Genomic DNA, 17,134 nt, shown 5'->3' with positions numbered 1-17,134 from the left:
TAACATCCACACAATACCATTAAATTAAAAAACTCGTACCACTTCATTCATGGTACGAGTTTTTGTATGGAACGTAACAAGCCTTCACTTTTACAGATCATCAAACCCATTTAAATCACTTGTTTTCGTGTACTGTCTTGATTTCTGCTCAAAGAAATCGGTTTTTGTCCCATCAATATTATCTACATATGCACGAATCCACTTCATTGGGTTTTCCACATTATCTGGATATATTTCGCTTAACCCAAGTAATCGGAGCATTTTATTGGCACGGTATTGAATATAGCCTTCCATTTGCTTCAAGTCCATGCCATCCACATCGGAAAGGACATAGTTCGACCATTCCATTTCCATATCCACTGCGACTTTAAATTCTTGATATACCCAATCAATGAAGTCTTTATTATTATGCTCTGGGTACTCCGCTAGTGTTGCCCGGAAAAGCTCCGAAATAAACTTGCCATGTTCTAGCTCGTCTCGATTTATATAGCTAATCATCGTCGACGTTCCTACCATCTTATTTTCCCTTGCAAGATGATAGAAAAAGGCAAAGCCTGAGTAGAAGAATAACCCCTCTAAGAGTGATGTGTATACTAATGTCTTCAATATATTTTCCACAGTTGGATTCTCTACAAATTCATTATAGCCTGTAATTAACCGTTCATTTCGTTTTAATAAAATCGGATTCTTTCTTCCTAATTCGAATGCTTCATTCTGTTCTTTCAGTGTCACAACTGAAGAAAGCACATAAGAATAGCTTTCATTATGAACAGCCTCCTGCTGTGAAATCACCGCTAAAATGGACTGTACAGATGGATCTGTTGCATATAAGGATAATAACAACGCTGTCCTTGTTTGCGGGGCATCCAAGGTAGATAACAGACCAATTACTTTTAAGTAAGCATCCTGTTCTGCTTCTGTTAACATCGGAAATTGCTTTACATCAGAAAACATATTAATTTCATCTGCTTGCCAGTAATTCCCTACTAATCGCTTGTACATTTTATACCAATGTGGATACTTAATATCATTCCAATTGAGGATGCCACTGGATTTGCCACCAAATACTTTAGTCGCCTTATTCGGATTACGCGGCTCCATTGTTTTTGCTTTCTCAAGCAATACGTCTGACATACTGTAAAACTCCTTCCAGCCAACGGTCAATTTTGATTTCCTGTGAACCTCTAGGTGATTGCTCTATTTTTAACCCTTGCCACTTGCTTTCGTAAAATCGTGTTAGTTTATCAACAGCTTGGCAGAAGAACGGAAACTGTGTATCGCCTGTTCCAAACACCGCAATATTATCCGGTTTATAGCCTATTTCTAACACAAAGTCTTTTACCTCATCTGGTGTACTCCCATTATCCCAAGTGAAGGTCCCCATAAACATGACATCATAGTGACTTGGGTTGATCGGTGGATCAATGCCAATCCGATGCATGTCCACCGATGCTCCCTTAGCTATAAGCTTCTTCTGAATCAATTCTGCTGTTTCTTCTGTGTTGCCACTATAGGATAAGTATGCTATTAACATTCTCAACTTGAACACCACTCACATTCTTCCACATCATTGGATGTCGATCTCACATAATAAGTCGTCTTTAATCCTTCTCTCCATGCTTGAAGATGTAAATCAAGTAGTATACTCGCACGGATAGTATTTGGAACGTATAGATTAAAGGAGATACTTTGATCTATATGCTTCTGACGTGCAGCATTTTGCTTAACAGACCAACGTTGGTCAACGATGTAAGCGGAACGACGGTACACATCATATGTGCGATGATCTAATTCCGGTGCCGTCATCGGTATTTTAAAGTCCTTTTTCTCCTCATAATAAAATGGCTTGAAAATTGGGTCGATACTTGCTGTAGACCCAGCAATTAATGCGGTCGTAGAGTTCGGTGCGACTGCCATGAGATAACCATTACGAATACCATTTTTCATGACAGAAGATTTTAATTCCTGCCATTCCTCGCTCACATAGCCTTTTTCATCAAAATAAGTCCCTGTACTCCATTTACTACCAGCATATGCAGGATAACTTCCTTTTTCCTCACTTAGTTCCATACTGCTTCTAATCGTTAAGAAAGCAATTTGTTCATAAAGTTCATCAGCTAGCTGTACTGCTTCCTCGGATTCCCAGGCAATATGCTTTTTCGCTAATAGGTGGTGCCAACCAAAAGTCCCTAATCCGATAGCACGATATTTCTGATTGGTTGCTTGTGTCTGTAAAAGCGGCAATGTATTAATGTCAATAACGTTATCAAGCATCCGTACTTGAATTTTAATGAGTCGCTCTAGTATTTGATCCGGGACAGCCTTCCCTAAGTTGATTGAGCTTAAATTACATACAACAAAGTCACCTGGTCGATAACGCTTGATTAAATAGCCATTCTCATCGGTAAATTCTTCTAGAAATTCTGTTGGTGATTGGTTTTGCGTAATTTCCGTACATAAATTAGAACAATAAATGATTCCATTATGATTATTGCTGTTTTGACGATTTACTTCATCACGGTAAAACATAAATGGTGTACCTGATTCTAGCTGAACCATCATAATTCGCTTCATAATTGAGATTGCAGGTACTTTCTTTTTGGTAAGCTGATCATTTTGAACACATTCTTCATATTTTGTTCGCCATGTACCATTGCCTTTTTCTTCGTCATAGAAATCTTCTAAGGAATATCCCATTACCTCACGAACCTCGTGTGGATCAAATAAATACCAGTCACCACGTGCTTCTACCTGCTCCATGAATAAATCAGGTAAACAAACACCAGTGAAAATATCATGTGCCCGCATGCGGTCGTCCCCGTTGTTTAATTTCAGATCTAAGAACGCCTCAATATCCATATGCCAAACATCTAGATAGACAGCGATAGCTCCTTTTCGTGTACCAAGCTGATCCACACTCACTGCGGTATTATTTAATTGCTTTATCCATGGTACAACACCACTAGACATCCCTTTAAACCCTTTAATCGAGCTTCCTCTAGCACGAATTTTCCCCATATAAACACCGATTCCGCCACCATTTTTAGAAAGCTTAGCAATATCGGTATTACTGTCGTAAATCGATTGCAGACTATCATCAACCGTATCAATAAAACAGCTTGATAATTGCCCGTGTGTTTTACCAGCATTCGCAAGAGTTGGCGTAGCAACCGTCATATATAAATTACTTAATGCCCAATATGCTTCCAGTACAAGATCCAAACGTTTACTTTTATCTTCATCCTGCATCAAATGCATCGCGATTACCATCCAACGCTCTTGTGGTAATTCATATGTATTCTTATCATGATCTGTTGCTAAGTAACGATTTGCAAGTGTATATAAACCTAAATACGTAAATTGTAAGTCTTTTTCGTAATCCATATTCCCGGCTAATGTAATAATTTCATCTTTTGTATACTTTTCCAGCAAGCTCGGTGTATAGATTCCTTCTTGTATCAGTAGTTCAAGGAGTTGATAAAAATCTCCATATTTTAAGGAAGGACTATATTGACGGTTTTTAGCTGCATGGTAGTATAACTTTTGTAAGTATAGTCTACTAGCTACAAAAGTCCAATCCGGATTGGCTTCATCAATATTTTCTAACGCTCTTCTGATGAGTACATCTATCGCTTTATCAGCCGAATAGTCATCAGGAATGGTTACATCGAATTCAGAAATGTTGATTTTTAAGCGTTTTGTAGCAAAGTCTATCACTTGCTCTAGATTCACTTTACTACTTGGTTCTACTGTTATCATAATAATCCTCCTATAAATCAAATAAAAAACCGCTCACCCGAGGGATGAACGGCATAGAAAAAACGACAGAATCCATACAAAATCTATGTATATAATCCATCGTTTCATGCTCTTTCAACCCGAAGAAAAATGAAACTATAAGTTAATGGCAGGTCTCCTGGCTTGCGCTTCATTCTACTAAAGTCCTTCCCATATCTTTCCATGAATCGATATAGTGGATATCTTGTTCGTCGGCACTTACAGTTGCGGGGACAGCTCTAGACTTTCACTAGATTCCCTATTAAGACATGTGTGTCACCATTACTCACGACACTATATATGGTATTAATTTACATCATCATCACAATATATTGTATTATTACCCTATCATAGTTTAATAATTTTTGCAATCCTATTCTTGCTAGATTTCTAGAATTCATATAACCAAAATACCCTATGAACCTTCTCATCCATAGGGTATCCAGCATGTAAAATTTTTAATTTTTACTTACAATGCGATAATATTCTCTCGCTGTTAACAGATAGACAAGCAAATATAATACAGCAAAAATAATAATAACACCAGCTGTACACATAGCAAATAATCCCACGTTCGTTAAATTTAGAGCTTCCAGTAATTTCGTAATGACATTGAAAGCAAATAAAATATGGACTACTGCAGCAAATAACGGTAGGAAAAACACTAATAATACTTGACTGCGAATCGATTTCTTAATTTCAGCCTTGCTTAAGCCAACTTTTTGCATGATTTCAAAACGGTTCTTATCCTGGTATCCTTCCGAGATTTGCTTATAGTAAATTATTAATACCGTCGCCATGATAAATAGGGTACCTAAGAATATCCCTAAGAAAAATAGTCCCCCATATAGTGAGTAAAATATCTCTTTACTTTCCTCGGCACCTTCTGCGTGTCCAACCATTTTTGCAGCTTTTAATTTCTCGGTCAATTGACCTGGTAAGGCAATTTCATTATCTACGTCGCCATCTACATCGAATCCATAGTATGCGTTGTAGCCTTCAGCATCAGTAGGATCGAGCTCACGAATGGTTTCTTCATCAGGAACAATGACAAAATTAAAGCTATCCAAAATCATGGCTGAAGCAATGCCATCTACCTGTAGATCAGGTAACTGCTCTTTTATGGTAAACGTTTGGTCAAACATCGTAATCGAATCTTGGATTTCTTCACCTCTAAAGGTGTATAAAAGCACTTCATCTTCAGCTAATTGCTCTGAACGATTTTCCATCCGATTATACTCACTTAAGGGAATGAGGACTATCATACCTATATCAGCACCGTATCCCATTCCAGCCCCACTTACGAATTCATTACCATTTTTGATTACTTGAAGTTCCTTATAGTAATAGTAATGTGGCTTTTCAATTGTTAATGCAAGATCATTTGCCCCTTCCTGAATGAGTTCTTCCATTACTGCTAAATCTTCTGGCTGAACATCATACGTGGTAACTGCAATTTCTTTTGGATAACGATTCTTAATTAATTCCTCCATCCCGATATATAGGCAAACCGTTGACGATAGCATAACAAGAACCATCGTAGATAGTACACAGATGTTTGCCAGTCCAACCGCATTTTGTTTCATTCGATAAATCATTCCAGAAACACTAATAAAGTGGTTTGTCTTGTAATAGAACGATTTGTTCTTCCGAAGCATTTTGAATAAGGCTATAGTACCTGCAGTAAATAAAGCATACGTTGCAATAATAACGAGTAATACAGCTAGAAAGAATTTGTTAAGAGCAGCTAAAGGTGACTCGGTTGCTAAAGCAATATAGTATCCAGTAGATAGTGCGATAATGCCTATTAGTACGATTAACCACTTTGTCTTTGGCTCCTTCTCGCCAACTTCTCCTCCCTTAAGTAGCTCAATTGGCTTAGACAAGTGAATATGCCGTAAGTTGTTTAACAAGGTTAGCAAAAATATCACACTAAAAAGAATGACCGTACTAAGTAATGGTTGCATAGAGATTAGTGTGGTAAACGGTATTTCAAAGGTTAATAGCTTCATAAGTAATAAAAACATTAATCTGCTGACCACAATTCCTGTTATTAAACCTACTACTAGACTGAATACAGCTACATAGAAAGCCTCCCAAGTAATCATTTTTGCAATATGTTTTTTCTCCATCCCTAGAATATTATAGAGGCCAAACTCTTTTTGTCGTTGTTTTGTTATAAAGCTGTTTGTATAAAATAGAAAAATCACCGAGAATATGCCAATAATATAACTACCTAAATTGAGCAATAATTGGAGAACCTCTACTCCCGGTATTTCTTCTAACCCCTGGTTCCCACTAATAAAAACCATCATGTAAAACATCGCAATCGTGCCAATACAGGTTAGGATATACGGAATATATGTTTTTCTATTCTTTTTCAAATTATTCCATGCTAACGTTGGATAGAAAAATCTACTCATATTCCACACCGCCTGTTGCGATAACATGGAGGGCATCTGATATTTTTTGATACATTTCCTCGTTCGTTAACGAGCCTTTATAAATTTGGTGAAATACGGTACCATCTTTTATAAAAAGGACTCGTTTTGCATGACTTGCCGCTTTTGTACTATGGGTTACCATAAGCACTGTTTGCCCTTCATCATTAATAGTTGTAAACATGTTTAGTAAATCATCCGATGCACGGGAATCGAGTGCCCCTGTTGGCTCATCAGCTAAGATCAGCTTTGGATTCGTAATTAAAGCTCTGGCTACTGCTGCTCGTTGCTTTTGCCCTCCAGACACTTCATATGGATACTTTTCTAATATGTTGGTGATCCGAAGCTTTTGAGCAAGTGGTGCTATACGACTGCGCATCTCCTTATATGATTTACCAGACAAGACTAAAGGTAAGAATATATTGTCTTGAATGGAGAACGTATCCAGTAGATTAAAATCTTGAAACACAAAACCAAGATTCCCCCGTCTAAATGAGGATAGTTGTTTATCTTTGATAGTAAGAATGCTTTTGCCATCTAATAGCACATTCCCACTTGTCGGCTTATCTAAAGCTGCCAGGATATTTAATAGGGTCGTTTTTCCTGATCCTGACTCCCCCATAATTGCCACATATTCCCCCTCCTCAACGGAAAAGGATACATCGGTTAGTGCCTGAACATGATTACCCCCGAAACGTGTCGTATACACTTTCTTTACATTATTCACTTCAAGTATCGTCATTTCTTATTACCTCCACGTCTTATTTCATGCTCAGTATACCAACCATCAAACCGCGTTAGACATCGCTTTTGCTTACAATTCTGGTAGCAACCTTACGATAATGTAAGGTAACTATTCGATTTCAATATTAGCGGTTTTTAAATCGATGGACACTTTGGTGCCTTGTCCAATTTCTGACTCCATTTTCATTTGGTGGGAGAGTTTGCTTGTAATTTGCTTACACATATATAATCCAAGTCCCGTAGATTTCTTAAACATCCTACCATTGAAGCCGGTAAAGCCTCTATCAAACACTCGCGGTAGGTCCTCTGCCCGAATCCCAATCCCAGTATCTTGTATTACGAGCGTTTTTTCCTCGTTAGGATCCATATAAATGGAAACAGAACCTTCCTTCGTATACTTCAGGGCATTCGATAGAATTTGCTCAATGACAAAGAGAAGCCACTTTTCATCTGTTAGTACGTGACAGTTCAGTTCATCGAAATGTAAGCTAATCTTCTTTCGAATAAACAGCTTTGCATTTTTCCGAACCGCCTGCTTTACGATATCATCCAAGCTATATTCTCTCAGCTCTAAATCAGAGGACATCGTATCCAAGCGGAGGTATTGTAATACAAATTCCACATATTGTTCTATTTTAACTAGCTCCATTGATAATTCTTGGTGATGCTCCATTTCCTCTGTCTGTAAGATAAGCCGCATGGCCGCAATTGGTGTTTTAATTTGATGGGTCCATTGGGTAAAATACTCAATTAAATCGGTATGGCTACTATCGGCTCTATGCTTACTATCCATATTTTCTTGATAGAGAAGTTGGATGATCTCCTGGTATGTTGCCTCCAACGTATCTTGAGGTGTTGGTAGCTGTTCCAATTTTACCGTGATAGTGTTATGCAGTTCCTTAAGCTTGTGATAATGTTTATAAAACTTGGCAAAACCAATGACCAAGACAACGATTCCGATATAGAAACAAAGTACGGCAGAATAGATTACCGGTTCTAGAGATTGGTTGTATAAATAATTTACAAAGAAGAAAATAAGGGTAATGAGTAAAAATAGGACGATATAAAACTTTCTATACTTTATGTACTGAAGAAACAATTTAAATTTAGATTGATTCATCTTATTCCACCAAATATCCTATCCCTTTTTTTGTTATGATAAAGTCGATGAGACCTACACGCTCTAACTTCTTTCGTAGTCTCGTAACATTTACGGTAAGTGTATTATCATCGATAAAGCTATCTGTCTCCCAAAGTCTTGTCATCAAGGCATCCCTAGAAACGGTTTTCCCCTTACTCTCTAATAAAAACTGTAGTATTTTTAACTCGTTTTTAGTCAGATCTATCTTTTGACTATCATAGGTCAGTGTCCCATCACTTACATTCACAATAGCACCTTTATGCTGAAGCAAATTCGTTTGCCCAGTAAAATCATACGTTCTTCTCAACATTGCTTGTACTTTGGAGGTTAGGACATTTAAGTCAAATGGCTTGGAGATAAAATCATCCCCACCCATATTCATAGCCATGACAATATTCATATTGTCAGATGCAGAAGAGATAAAAATGATTGGTACTTTGGATACTTTACGAATCTCACTGCACCAATGAAAGCCATTGAATGATGGTAGTGAAATATCTAGTAAAATTAATTGCGGATCTATTGAAACAAATGATGCCATAACATCATGAAAGTCGGTTATATATTCTACTTCGTATCCCCAAGATGTTAAATGCTTTTTCATTGAACGAGCGATTGTCATATCATCTTCTACAATTAGAATTTTGTACATAACAGATTTTCCCTCCCCTATTCCATCGTTTCTAAACTAATTAAAAGTATACAACGTAGTCCCAGATTATCCCAATAGAATTGGAAGTTGGTAGGTTTATTCAGTAAAATAATAATAAATAGGTGAGGATGGTGAACCGATGGAGAACATAGTTGATTTAATTCGCTCTGCTTCTTATACACTCTTTTTTACTGGTGCTGGCATGTCCACGGAAAGCGGACTTCCTGATTTCCGCTCAAAGGATAGAGGATTATGGTCCAAATTTAATCCAGATGAACTAGCGAATGTCCAAGCATTAGTGCATAACTTTCAGGAATTTACGGAATTCTACCAATTCCGCCTTCGAGAGATAACAAAATACAAGCCACATGAAGGGCATCATATATTAGGCCGCTGGGAGCAGCAAGGACTTGTTAATGGCATCATCACACAGAATGTCGATGGCTTTCACCATGATGCTGGGAGTCATAATGTGATGGAGCTTCATGGAACATTTCGGAAGTTTTTCTGTAATCAATGTAAACGAGAGCAGGTCAGAGAGCGGTATATCAATGGGGAGCATCATTGTGCGTACTGTAATGGTCCCGTTCGACCGGGAATTGTCCTTTTTGGTGAAATGCTTCCAGAGGATGTTTTCTACAAGGCGGAGATAGAAACAAGTAAAACCGATTTATTTATTGTCTTAGGCTCCTCATTGACGGTGAGCCCTGCTAATATGTTCCCCATGCTTGCAAAAGAGCACGGTGCAAAGCTAGTTATTGTAAATCGTGAGCCAACACCAATGGATCATTATGCTGATTATATTGTCCGGGATAAGAGTATTCGGGAATTTTTAGTTGAGGTGGAAGAGCGGTTGTAAGTAGGAGGGGTGTGGGGATTTGATTCGCGCGGGGGGCTCCTGGTTCGCGCGGGATTCCCCTAAATTCGCGCGGGACTCACCTAAATTCGCGCGGGATTCCTCTTAATTCGCGCGAGATTCTTCCTGTCGCGCGATTTTTCTCTTGGCTCGCGCGACTTTCTCCTTTGGTCGCGCGATTTTTCTCCGGGCTCGCGCGATTTTTCCACTGACTCGCGCGAATTCCCCCCAAGCTCGCGCGGGATTCTTCCTGATTCGCGCGGGATTCCCCTTGTCGCGCGATTTTCCCCTGGGCTCGCGCGATTTTCTCCTGGGCTCGCGCGATTTTCTCCCTTGCTCGCGCGGAATTCACGAGCCCCCGCGTTCTCCACCCAAAAACGCACAAATTACTCATCTCTCCATACAACTAATCTAACACCCAAAAAAACAGGAGCGAATGATGCTCCTGTTCTACTTGAATCACCCCAAAACGGCGCGGTCACTTTCAAACTGTGCTCCGCGTATTCGTTGGAATTCCCTTAATAAATCTTCAATTGTTAGGTTTTGTTTCTTTTCATTGTTAATGTCTAAGATTATTTGGCCTTTATCCATCATGATTAATCTGTTCCCTAAATCAAGTGCCTGTTGCATATTATGGGTAACCATTAAAGTGGTGAGCCCATGTTCTTCTACCACTTCCTTCGTTAAGGTTGTGATTAGTTGTGCTCTTGATGGATCGAGGGCTGCTGTATGCTCATCAAGTAATAAAATCTTTGGATTTGTGAAGGTGGCCATTAATAAGGATAATGCTTGGCGTTCTCCCCCTGATAATAGCCCGACTTTCGCATTTAAGCGGTCTTCTAATCCTAGGTTTAGTGTTTTTAGATGCTCTTTAAAGTCTTCTCTACGCTTTTTGGTTACTCCCCGTCTTAGTTTTCTTTTCCGAATTCTCGAGTAGGCCATCGCTAAGTTTTCTTCAATCGTCATAGAAGGTGCCGTACCTGCCATAGGATCTTGAAACACGCGCCCAATGTATGCCGACCGTTTATATTCTGGAAGCAGTGTTACATCTTTATTCCCAATGACCACTTCCCCGATATCTGGCATGAGATTACCTGATATTACATTCATTAAGGTTGATTTTCCAGCACCATTACTGCCAATTACAGTGACAAAATCTCCCTCTTCTAATGTTAAATTAATTCGTTGTAATGCTTTCTTCTCATCGGGGGTACCTTCATTAAATGTTATTGCGACTTCCTTTACATGTAACATATTAAGCCCCCTCCTTTAATCCACTTATGGCGGCACGTTTTTTGATTCGCCGCTTCTTTTCCTTATGAGCTTGGAGTATTTTCGGTGTAATTAATGCAACGATGACAATAAATGCCGTAATCAATTTCATATCACCGGTATCTAAAAAGTCTACGCGAAGTGCTAACGCAACCACGATTCGGTACACAATTGCACCACCAATTACGGCGATTGTTGCAATTGCAATAGTCTTCTTACCAAATAACGCCTCCCCGATAATAACCGAGGCAAGACCAATGACAATCATCCCAATCCCCATCGAAACATCGGCAAAACCACCAATTTGCGCAATCAATGCTCCACTAAGTGCTACCATAGCATTGGAAATGCCGACCCCTAACACGATTAAATTATCGGTATTAGCTGATAGACTTCTAATCATTCGTTTGTTGTCTCCAGTTGCTCGTAATGCTAATCCTACTTCCGTTTTTAAAAAGGCATCCGTCAATAATTTTATTACTAACGTTACGATTATCATTACGAGTACAATAACCCATGTTGCTGGTGCACGTCCTGACATAATGGCTATCCATATTCCATTGAAAAAGCTATCCATACTAGCTGGCCAAATATCTCGAAGCTGTGAGAATATGGTTGGCTGATTATGCAAGGATACTGTCGGCTGCCCCATAATTCGTAGGTTAATAGAATACAAGGCAATCATCATCAAAATACCGGATAATAAAGCGTTTATTTTCCCCTTTGTATGCAAAAGGCCTGTTAAACAGCCAGCGATAAAACCAGCAATGATTGCAAGTAAGGTAGCCACGATTGGTGATACGCCGTTTACAATCGAAATGGCAGCAACACCTGCACCAGTTACAAAACTACCGTCTACTGTTAAATCAGGAAAATCTAATACCCGGAAGGTTAAATATACCCCTAAAGCCATAATGGCATAAATAATCCCAGACTCAACAGCACCAAATATCGATATAGCCACGATTCCTTTACCTCCTTTTCCACCTACTTACATAAAGTGGAAATAACTCACGCATTAGAATAGAGAAGCAGGCCAACAGCCTGCTTCCAAATGGGTCTCATTATCGGGTACATTGCTAACAAAATGATTACTGTGTCTCTTTAAATTGAGCAGTTGCATCCCATTCCGCATTCCACTCAACACCTTGTTCCTCTGCAGCATCTTTATTAATAAATAATTGAATTTCTGGCGGATACTCGGCTGGGATGTCTTTTGTCGACTTACCGTCCTTCAAAATTTCAACAGCCATTTCCCCTGCCCGCTTCCCAATTGAGTAATAATCAATTCCAAATGTAGCAAATCCACCCTTTTCTAAGGAATCTGGTTCCCCTACAACTAAAGGAATATCTTGTTCATTGGCAACCGCTACTACACTTTCCAGTGCAGATACGACCGTGTTGTCGGTCACAATATAGAATAAGTCAACGTCATTTACTAATGAGGTTGCTGCTTGTTGAACTTCAGATGAGTTCGCAACCGTACGTTCTACAAAGTTTAAAGAAGTTCCCTCACCAGCCGCTTGGACTGCATTAATTTGTGTCACAGAGTTCGATTCCCCTGCATTGTAAATCAATCCGACTGTTGAGTCTGGGAAGTATTGATCAATAAATTTCACTGTTTCTTGGATTGCTTCGGGATGTAAATCGGTTACCCCAGTAATATTTTCCCCTGGTTCATCCATCGCTTCCACTAATCCTGACTCTACCGCATCTGTAACAGATGTGAAAACAATTGGAATATCCCGTGCATCTTTTGTTGCTTCCAGCGCTGATAATGCTGCAGGTGTTGAATTTGCAAAAATTAAATCCACATCATCTGCAACAAAGCCATCTGAAATTGGCTTTAAATTATTTTGATCTCCTTGGGCACTCCGAAAGTCATACTCCACTTCTAACCCGGCTTCCTCTAGCGCTGCCTGGAAGCCTTCATAGGCTCTATCCAACGATGGATGCTCCACTATTTGCGATGCACCAATTTTGTATGTATCACCGCTTCCACTTGTACCACATGCAGCTAAAACTACTACACTAATTAATGCTAAAACGATTAACTGAAGTCCTCTTTTCACTCTCTACTCCCCCTTAACCCTTCTAAACTTAAAGTATAATTTGAGAAATTATAACATACTGAAAACTTTAGTCAACCCTATTTTTTGATAATTCATTCAATTTGTAAACGCTTACTATTTAGGGGGGGAATTTCACTACGTTCCCTTAATTCCCCCCTAGAAATGAATTACCTTTTCAATAGCTTTTGTGATTCGCTCAGCTGTTGGTAAATAATGGTTCTCTAAGCTAAAAAACGGGACTGGGACATCAAAACCGGTAACCCTCTCCACAGGTGCCTTTAAATACAGGAAAGCTGTATCATTGATAATCGTAACGATATCGTTGCTAAGTCCACCTGTTCTTGGTGCTTCATGTATCACAACTGCTCGCCCGGTCTTTTGCACAGATTCAGCAATTAGTGCCTCATCTAACGGGTAAAGTGTACGAAGATCAAGTACTTCACAGCTAATACCATCTTCACCTACTTGTTTTGCAGCCTTTTCAACTAAAGGGACCATAGCTCCCCATGTAATCAAGGTGACATCATTACCCTCGATACGCCTTTTCCCTTTCCCTATCTCAACCGTATATGCATCAACTGGTACCTCTTCCCGAAAGGAACGATAACTATGCATTGGTTCCATGTACAGCACTGGATCCGGATCCTCTACCGCTGCTATTAACAATCCCTTTGCATCATACGGTGTTGCCGGACAAACTACTTTTAGCCCTGGCATATGAGTAAATAAGCTTTCCGCACTATCCGAATGAATCTCCGGCGCTCTTACTCCAGCACCATACGGGGCACGAATGACCATCGGCACGGAATATCTCCCCATTGTACGCGAGCGAATTCGCGATACATGGGTCATAATTTGATCATAAGCTGGGTAGATAAAGCCCATGAATTGAATCTCTGCTATCGGTTTAAACCCATTAACCGCTAATCCGACAGATGTACCGATAATGCCAGATTCCGATAAAGGGGTATCGATGACACGATCTGTTCCAAACGCTTCCTGTAATCCATCGGTAGCACGAAACACTCCACCATTCTTACCAACATCTTCTCCCAAGATCAAGCACATTTCATCTTGCTCTAATACTGTCCTCATCCCTTCGTTGATGGCTTGAATCATTGTCATACTTTTCGTTGCTGTTTTTTTCGCTTCTGTAAAATCTGTTGTCATTTTACTCACCCCTTAACAGCTGAAGATAGGAATCTCTTTGTGTAGCCAATGAACGAGGAAGCTCTGCAAATACATGATCAAACAAATCCTCCACATTAGGCTTCGGATATGTTTCCATTGCTTTAACTGCTGCTTCAATTTCCTCTTCTATCTTTGCTTGAGTGGATTGGATATAAGCATCCTGCCAAAACCCTTCATTTTTCATAAACCGTTCCATTCGGACAATCGGATCGACAATTTCTGCTCCCTGCCCCTCTGGACGATATTTCGTTGGATCGTCTGCAGTGGTATGTGCTCCTGTTCTCCAGGTTACAGCTTCAATCAAGGTTGGACCGCCACCATTTCTAGCTCGCTCTGTGGCACGTTGCATTTCAAAATAAACCGCAAAAAAATCATTTCCATCTACCCGTACACTCGGAATCTCATAAGCTACTCCCTTTTGGGCAATTGTCTTCGAGTTCATTTGTCGTTCAAAGGGCACAGAAATGGCATAGCCATTATTCTGGTTGAAAAATATCGTTGGTGTTTGAAAGACACTTGCGAAATTCAATCCCTCATGAAAGTCTCCTTCTGACGTTGCTCCATCACCAAAATAGGCAATCGCGATATGTTGTGTCCCCTTCCGCTTTTCAGCCCACGATGCACCAACCGCATGGAGGAGTTGTGTTGCTATCGGGACAGCTGCTGGAAAGATATGTTTCCCTTCTGGTGGGACACAGCCCTCCAACCGTCCATTCCAATATAAAAATGTCCGTGTCATGTCCGCCCCAAAGGTTAACATCGCACCATGATCTCGATATGTAGGAAACAACCAATCATTTTCTCGCAATGCCAGTGCACTTCCCACCTGTGCCGCTTCTTGACCTTCAAACGGAGGATATGTTCCAATTCTCCCTTGTCTTTGCAAGCTTTTGGCTTTTTTATCAAATGTGCGAATTCGATACATATGGTAATACGCCTTCTGAACAAGCTCCTCCTGTATCAAGGATTTACTCGTAACATCGAGCAAATTGCCTTGGTCATCGATTACTTGCTTTAATGGATAAGCGTTCTCCATCCAATAACCTCCAATACTAGTCTAGTAGAACCAGAGTTATATATACCATTTAAAAATATAACGTTATTTTAACGTAATTTTATCATTATGTAATGTTTCGGTCAATCAATTATTATAAAATATAAATTTTTCAAACTACTTTACCTTGCTAATCGCTTCCAATTGCTTCAGTCCAGACTTTAGCTGATCTTTCGCCTCCTCCATCATGGTCTCTATTAATGTTCTTACACTTGGGATATCTTCTATTAATCCCGCTACTTGACCACCATTAATAAATCCCCGATCCAAATCACCATCAAGCGCACCGATTACATGGTGTTCTTCACTTGTTAGGCTGGCAAACTCCTGCAAGCTAACACCGTTTTTCTCTTTTTCTAGTAGACTTCTGACATAGGATGTATCGATTACACGTCTTATGCTGTTAAAGCTTCGACCAATAATAATCGCATCCGTACCATTTGCTTGAAGTAGTTGGGCTTTATAATTTTCATGAAAAGGTGCTTCCTTAGTAGCAATAAAGCGTGTGCCAATTTGAACCCCTTCTGCCCCTAACATTAGAGCTGCTGCCAACCCTTTTCCATTACCAATACCTCCTGCAGCGATGACTGGTATGGTAACCTTTTGGACGACTTGTGGAACCAATGTAAAGGTAGTAAGCTCTAGTGCCGAGTTAATTCCAGCTGCTTCAAATCCTTCTGCTACTAGAATATCTGCACCTGCTGCTTCCGCTTTTTGGGCATGCTTTACGGAGGCGACAATTGCGATAACGACTTTCCCATGTTCATGTAGCTTCGGTATATAGGGGGCTGGATTTCCAGCTGAAAGGGAGATCACTGGTATATCATGTTGAATACTTAGTGCTATTAATTCATCAACAAATGGCGATACTTGCAGTGCAATATTAAGGGCAAATGGCTTATTGGTTAATCGCTTCGTATCGAGGATTATGTTTTCTACTTGCACTGGTGTCATCGTGCCACAACCAATCGTCCCTAATCCCCCTGCATTCGAGACCGTAGCAGTGAGCTGTGCATTTGAAATATTTCCCATGCCCCCCTGGATAATCGGATAGGAAATAGTTAAAAGCTCAGTTACATTGTTCATCACTATACCTCCTATTTTCCTTGGAACTTAGGTGTTCTTTTTTCACTAAATGCTTGTAATGCTTCTATTCTATCCTCTGTCGGTATCGTGTGCTCATATGCTTTTGCCTCAATATCGAAGCCCGTTTTCAAGTCTGTATTCATGCCAACCGTTATCGCATATTTTGCTTGTGTTACGGCAATCGGCCCATTTTGAAGCATGCGATTGGCTAGCTTATTACATTCATCTAACAAAGAATCCTTCGATACCACTTTTAGCAAAATGCCAAGTTCCTTTGCCTCATCGGCTGTAATCTTCCTTGCAGTAAGAATCAGCTCCTTAGCTCTCATCTCCCCAATTAATCTAGGTAAGCGCTGTGTTCCACCAGCACCAGGAATGATTGCCCAGCTTGTTTCCGTAAGACCCATTTTCACCTCATGTGCCGCAATCGCAAAGTCGCAAGCGAGCATAAGCTCAAATCCACCACCAAAGCAGTAACCATTTATCGCAGCAATAGTTGGCTGTGGGAGATTAGCAATTCGCTCAAAGCAATCACGAATCGCTTTCACATTTCGTCTTACTTCTTGTTCGGATAACGATTTTCGTTCTCTCAAATCGGCACCTGAACTAAATGCCTTATCACCGGCACCGGTAATAATAACCGCTCTAATTTCATGATCCAGATGGATTTGGTTTACGATCGTCATTAGTTCTGTTAGCATTTGGTAATTAAGAGCATTTAAGGCATTTGGACGGTTTAACGTAATGTAGGCGACATGGTTGTTTTTTTGGAAAAGAATTGTTTCCATTTGTTTCTCCTTTCGAGTGGTGCTATTCTATTTATATTTGGATGATTCTTGGAGGATTCC

The 17,134-nt window shown here is 39.9% G+C and carries 15 protein-coding genes and 1 riboswitch; of the genes, 1 reads left to right on the top strand and 14 read right to left on the bottom strand.

The features are described 5' to 3' along the window. Positions 1-90 precede the first annotated feature (90 nt). From MKY78_RS11960 to MKY78_RS11930, 7 genes are all read right to left on the bottom strand, one after another. Positions 91-1,134, bottom strand: coding sequence for a ribonucleotide-diphosphate reductase subunit beta (locus MKY78_RS11960; RefSeq protein ID WP_339212920.1), 1,044 nt, complete (start codon positions 1,132-1,134; stop codon positions 91-93). Further along, positions 1,115-1,534: a flavodoxin gene (locus MKY78_RS11955; RefSeq protein ID WP_339217898.1), complete on the bottom strand. Its 420-nt coding sequence runs from the start codon at positions 1,532-1,534 to the stop codon at positions 1,115-1,117. Before MKY78_RS11955 ends, MKY78_RS11960 begins: the two co-directional genes overlap by 20 nt. A gap of 2 nt (positions 1,535-1,536) precedes the next feature. Further along, complete coding sequence (locus MKY78_RS11950) at positions 1,537-3,759, bottom strand: ribonucleoside-diphosphate reductase subunit alpha (protein ID WP_339212918.1); 2,223 nt, start codon at positions 3,757-3,759, stop codon at positions 1,537-1,539. 129 nt (positions 3,760-3,888) lie between these two features. Next, a riboswitch (cobalamin riboswitch) is annotated at positions 3,889-4,076 on the bottom strand. A gap of 159 nt (positions 4,077-4,235) precedes the next feature. Then, a complete protein-coding gene (locus MKY78_RS11945; protein WP_339212916.1) occupies positions 4,236-6,200 on the bottom strand; it encodes an ABC transporter permease in 1,965 nt (654 codons plus the stop codon). Continuing rightward, a complete protein-coding gene (locus tag MKY78_RS11940; RefSeq protein ID WP_339212914.1) occupies positions 6,193-6,960 on the bottom strand; it encodes an ABC transporter ATP-binding protein in 768 nt (255 codons plus the stop codon). Before MKY78_RS11940 ends, MKY78_RS11945 begins: the two co-directional genes overlap by 8 nt. Before the next feature lie 111 nt (positions 6,961-7,071). Beyond that, positions 7,072-8,082, bottom strand: a complete 1,011-nt coding sequence (locus MKY78_RS11935; protein ID WP_339212912.1) for a sensor histidine kinase — start codon at positions 8,080-8,082, stop codon at positions 7,072-7,074. Position 8,083: 1 nt separating this feature from the next. Beyond that, positions 8,084-8,755, bottom strand: coding sequence for a response regulator transcription factor (locus MKY78_RS11930; RefSeq protein ID WP_339212910.1), 672 nt, complete (start codon positions 8,753-8,755; stop codon positions 8,084-8,086). A gap of 139 nt (positions 8,756-8,894) precedes the next feature. Between MKY78_RS11930 and MKY78_RS11925 the strand changes: the two genes are divergently transcribed. After that, entirely contained in the window at positions 8,895-9,614 is a 720-nt protein-coding gene (locus MKY78_RS11925; protein WP_339212908.1) for an NAD-dependent deacylase, read from the top strand. A 456-nt stretch (positions 9,615-10,070) separates the two neighbouring features. On the opposite strand, the gene MKY78_RS11920 is transcribed toward MKY78_RS11925, so the two are convergent. From MKY78_RS11920 to MKY78_RS11890, 7 genes are all read right to left on the bottom strand, one after another. Then, positions 10,071-10,865, bottom strand: a complete 795-nt coding sequence (locus MKY78_RS11920; protein ID WP_339212906.1) for an ABC transporter ATP-binding protein — start codon at positions 10,863-10,865, stop codon at positions 10,071-10,073. 1 nt (position 10,866) lies between these two features. Beyond that, positions 10,867-11,847: an ABC transporter permease gene (locus MKY78_RS11915; protein WP_339212904.1), complete on the bottom strand. Its 981-nt coding sequence runs from the start codon at positions 11,845-11,847 to the stop codon at positions 10,867-10,869. 127 nt (positions 11,848-11,974) lie between these two features. Then, complete coding sequence (locus MKY78_RS11910; protein WP_339212902.1) at positions 11,975-12,955, bottom strand: ABC transporter substrate-binding protein; 981 nt, start codon at positions 12,953-12,955, stop codon at positions 11,975-11,977. A gap of 156 nt (positions 12,956-13,111) precedes the next feature. Then, positions 13,112-14,125: an alpha-ketoacid dehydrogenase subunit beta gene (locus MKY78_RS11905; protein ID WP_339212900.1), complete on the bottom strand. Its 1,014-nt coding sequence runs from the start codon at positions 14,123-14,125 to the stop codon at positions 13,112-13,114. Position 14,126: 1 nt separating this feature from the next. Continuing rightward, positions 14,127-15,182, bottom strand: a complete 1,056-nt coding sequence (gene pdhA, locus MKY78_RS11900; protein WP_339212898.1) for a pyruvate dehydrogenase (acetyl-transferring) E1 component subunit alpha — start codon at positions 15,180-15,182, stop codon at positions 14,127-14,129. A gap of 135 nt (positions 15,183-15,317) precedes the next feature. After that, positions 15,318-16,286, bottom strand: coding sequence for a DUF561 domain-containing protein (locus tag MKY78_RS11895; protein WP_339212896.1), 969 nt, complete (start codon positions 16,284-16,286; stop codon positions 15,318-15,320). A gap of 11 nt (positions 16,287-16,297) precedes the next feature. Beyond that, positions 16,298-17,074: an enoyl-CoA hydratase-related protein gene (locus MKY78_RS11890; protein ID WP_339212894.1), complete on the bottom strand. Its 777-nt coding sequence runs from the start codon at positions 17,072-17,074 to the stop codon at positions 16,298-16,300. Positions 17,075-17,134 lie beyond the last annotated feature (60 nt).

Origin of the sequence: Ornithinibacillus sp. FSL M8-0202, assembly GCF_037975285.1 — a bacterium.
Taxonomy (GTDB): Bacteria; Bacillota; Bacilli; order Bacillales; family Amphibacillaceae; genus Ornithinibacillus; species Ornithinibacillus massiliensis.
Note: the sequence above shows the minus strand (reverse complement) of the source record. Positions and strands in the feature narration are given on the sequence as shown.